At 58.5% G+C, this 1,047-nt stretch carries 1 protein-coding gene; it reads left to right on the top strand.

Features of this window, described 5'->3' with window-relative positions:
- Nucleotides 1-90: 90 nt before the first annotated feature.
- Nucleotides 91-1,031, top strand: a protein-coding gene (locus CWO89_RS44510; protein WP_130584417.1) for an IS630 family transposase whose coding sequence is annotated in 2 segments (ribosomal slippage) — nucleotides 91-826 and nucleotides 826-1,031 — 942 coding nt in all. Because the reading frame shifts where the segments join, the coding sequence is not laid out codon by codon here.
- The last annotated feature ends 16 nt before the right edge of the window (nucleotides 1,032-1,047 follow it).

Here is a 1,047-nt window from a genome sequence, read left to right as displayed (position 1 = left end):
CTAGAGCATGTTGTTTTTTGGCGGAATCGGGATTCCCAATTGGAGGAATTTCTGATTCAAACTCCATGCTGGGGACCGGGGCCAGCATGGATGACGCGACCCTATTCGGAAGACATCCGCGAACTGGCGCTTAGGCGAGCTGATGCTGGCGAGACCGTTCGCTCGATTGCAGCGGCGCTTCAGATCAGTCCGTCCTGTGTGACGAAGTGGAAGAATCTGAGGCGAGAGACCGGAGGCGTTTCGCCCGGCAAGATCGGTGGTCACAAGAAGCCGATTCTGTCCGGCGCCAACGCCGACTGGCTGCGCAAGCGCATTTGCTCGGGACCGTTCACCTTGCGGAAGCTGACGAGGGAGCTGGCTGAGCGTGGCATCAAGACAGACGTGCGGGCGGTGTGGGCTTTTGTTCACGCTAAGGGGCTGAGCTTCAAAAAAACGATCCATCCGGCCGAACAGGATCGCCCCGATATCGCCCGTAAACGGGCGCGCTGGAAGGCTCATCAAGGCAGGATTGACGCCTCGCGCTTGGTCTTCATCGATGAGACCTGGATCAAAACGAACATGGCGCCGCTACGCGGCTGGGGGCCGCGCGGACAGCGTCTCCAAGCATCGGCGCCTTTCGGCCATTGGAAGACCATGACCTTCATCGCCGCGCTGCGCCACGATAGGATCAGCGCACCTTGCACTATCGACGGTCCTATCAATGGCGAACTCTTCACCCTCTATGTCGAGAAGATATTGGCGCCCACCCTGGCAAAGGGCGAGGTCGTCATTCTCGACAATCTCGGCAGTCACAAAGGCAAGCTCGCCCGCAACGCCATCCGCGCCAGGGAGCGCATATGCTCTTCCTGCCGCCCTACAGTCCCGACCTCAATCCGATCGAACAGGTCTTCGCCAAACTCAAACACCTGATGCGAGCCGCGGAGCCTCGCGATGTCGAGGCAACCTGGCGAAAGGTCGGCGAACTCCTCGATCTCTTCTCAAGCCAGGAGTGCGCCAACTATCTCAAAAACTCAGGATATGTTTCCGTATAAAAACATCATGCTCTAG

The organism is Bradyrhizobium sp. Leo170 (assembly GCF_004296405.1).
Classification (GTDB): domain Bacteria; phylum Pseudomonadota; class Alphaproteobacteria; order Rhizobiales; family Xanthobacteraceae; genus Bradyrhizobium.
This window is presented reverse-complemented; position numbering and strand designations above follow the sequence as displayed.